Here is a 2422-nt window from a genome sequence, read left to right on the forward strand (position 1 = left end):
CGCACCTCTACGTCGCGCGGCTTGTTGTTCTACCGGCTGATGCAGCAGGCCGTCGTGACCGCGCCGGTGACCTACCAGAGCGTCATCAAGGGCTTGTCTTCGCCGTCATCGAGGGAGTAGCATTGACTGGATGGACATCCAGTTATATCCGATCACTGGAGCTAACCGGAAACCCCGTTTGTTTATACAGTATTTCAACTAGAACGAGCGGCCTCCCACCACCAGACCAAGGCGAGCCCCATGACCCTCCTCACACCCACGTTCAACGCTGGCCGGGTGCTGCCGCTCGAGCCTCGGCCCTGGGTCGAGAGGCGTTCGTCCTGGCCGTTTCCCGTCGCCCGCGAGCCGGCACCGGCCGCGCCGATCCAGGTTCGGGCAGCACAGGTCATTGCCACCACAGCGCGCCATTGGCTCGGCCGGCCATGAGCCCAACGCAGGCGGCGCCCTACTTCAGCCGCGCCAGCACACCGCGCGCCGCGGCCGCGCCGCTCGCCATCGAGGCGGTCAACAGGTAGCCCCCGGTCGGAGCCTCCCAGTCGAGCATCTCGCCGGCAAAGAAGACCTCCGGCAGCGCGACGGCCATCAGCCTGTCATCGAGTGCGTCGAAGCGCACGCCGCCGCTGGTGCTGATAGCCTCGTCGATCGGGCGGGTCGCCGACAGGCGCAGCGGCACCGCCTTGAGGGTCTCGGCCAGCTTCTCGGGCGAATGCATCTCGTCGCGCGTGAGCACCTCATGCAACACGCCGGCCTTGATGCCCTCGAGGCCCAGCCGGCTCTTCAGATGGCTCGCCAGCGAACGCGCGCCGCGCGGGTGCATCACCGCGGCGCGCACCTGCTCAACGCTGCGATCGGGCAGCAGGTCGAGCATCAGGGTGGCGCTGCCGCGCGCCGCGATCTCGTCGCGAAGCAAGGCCGAGGCGGCATAGATCAGGCTGCCTTCGATGCCGGTGGCCGTCGCCACGAACTCGCCCTTGCGGGCGAAGCGGCGACCCTGCCCGTCGCTGAACGCGATCGCCACCGACTTGAAGGGCATGCCCGCGAAGCGCTCCGCGAAATGCGGTGTCCAGCCGATGTCGAAGCCACAGTTGGCCGGCGCAAGGGGCGCGACCGCGACGCCGCGTCCGGCCACCCACGGCGCCCAGGCCCCATCCGAACCCAGCCGCGACCAACTGGCGCCGCCGAGGGCCAGCACCACGGCGTCATGCGCCTGCGTGGCCTCGCCGTCGGGCGTGGCGAAGCGCAGCGTGGTGGCCGGCGTCGAAGCGTCCGGCCAACCCAGCCAGCGATGGCGCATGTGGAAGTGCACGCCGGCCTGTCGCAGCCGATGCAGCCAGGCACGCAGCAGCGGCGCGGCCTTCATATCTTTTGGGAACACGCGCCCCGAGGTGCCGACGAAGGTCTCGATGCCTAGGCCGTGCGCCCAGGCACGCAACTGATCGGGACCGAAGGCCCGCAGCAGCGGCGCGATGTCCGCATTGCGTTCGCCGAAGCGGCCGGCAAAGAGTTCGTAAGGCTCGGAGTGCGTGAGGTTGAGACCGCCGCGGCCGGCAAGCAGGAACTTGCGTCCGACCGAGGGCATCGCGTCGTAGAGATGCACCTCGACGCCCTGTGCGGCCAGCACTTCGGCAGCCATCAATCCAGCGGGGCCGCCACCGAGCACCGCCACTTTTCTTGTCTGATTCATGCGTCGAGTGTCACCGCTTTGGCTATCGGCGCCATAGCTTCCGCGCCGACCACCTCGCTACTTGGTTTCTGTCACAATGACCTGCACTTTGGCAGCACCCAAAACTCTCCGCGCAGAAGGACACAACATGGCCAGCGACCTCATCAAACACATCTCCGACTCCTCCTTCGAAGCCGACGTGCTCAAGTCCGGCAAGCCCGTTCTGGTCGACTACTGGGCCGAATGGTGCGGCCCCTGCAAGATGATCGCCCCGATCCTCGACGAGGTGTCCAACACCTATGAAGGCAAGCTGCAGATCGCCAAGATGAATGTCGACGAGAACCGCGACATCCCCGCCAAGTTCGGCATCCGCGGCATCCCCACGCTGATGCTCTTCAAGGACGGGCAGCTGGCCGCCACCAAGGTCGGCGCGATGAGCAAGGCGCAACTCACGGCCTTCATCGATCAGCAACTCGCCTGACCCGTTCCTGGCTGCCCGCGCGCAATGCGCCGGCAGCCGCCGATTTTCCTGTCATAATCTCCCGCAGATCACCGGCCCTTCCAGGGACCCGGTTCGAGTTCCCCGGTTTGTGAGGCATCTCTCGCCTCTCACCAAACCTCCCCCTCCTGGTTCCAGACTGATTTCCCCTCACGGGGTCATTCCATGCACTTAAACGAACTCAAGGCACTCCACGTGTCCGAAGTCCTCAAGCAGGCCGAAGCCCTTGAGATCGAAAACGTCGGCCGCATGCGCAAGCA

4 protein-coding genes and 1 pseudogene are annotated in these 2422 nt (G+C 66.2%); 4 read left to right on the top strand and 1 reads right to left on the bottom strand.

What is annotated here, in order from left to right; genetic code table 11:
- A pseudogene (locus AC1DY5_RS51430) lies at positions 1-120 on the top strand (IS1595 family transposase); the annotation flags it as partial.
- A 120-nt stretch (positions 121-240) separates the two neighbouring features.
- Complete coding sequence (locus AC1DY5_RS51435) at positions 241-426, top strand: hypothetical protein (protein WP_478121982.1); 186 nt, start codon at positions 241-243, stop codon at positions 424-426.
- A gap of 19 nt (positions 427-445) precedes the next feature.
- Here the strand turns inward: AC1DY5_RS51435 and AC1DY5_RS51440 are convergent, their stop codons facing one another.
- Positions 446-1684, bottom strand: a complete 1239-nt coding sequence (locus tag AC1DY5_RS51440) for a TIGR03862 family flavoprotein (protein WP_478121983.1) — start codon at positions 1682-1684, stop codon at positions 446-448.
- Positions 1685-1811: 127 nt separating this feature from the next.
- Here AC1DY5_RS51440 and trxA point away from each other — a divergent pair, with 127 nt between their 5' ends.
- Both trxA and AC1DY5_RS51450 read left to right on the top strand, forming a co-directional pair.
- Positions 1812-2144: a thioredoxin TrxA gene (gene trxA / locus AC1DY5_RS51445; RefSeq protein ID WP_028253873.1), complete on the top strand. Its 333-nt coding sequence runs from the start codon at positions 1812-1814 to the stop codon at positions 2142-2144.
- A 183-nt stretch (positions 2145-2327) separates the two neighbouring features.
- Positions 2328-2422: Rho termination factor N-terminal domain-containing protein (locus AC1DY5_RS51450; RefSeq protein ID WP_478121984.1), on the top strand; the 95-nt coding region annotated here is incomplete at its 3' end.

The sequence above is a fragment of the Variovorax sp. P4_D9 genome, from assembly GCF_056401695.1.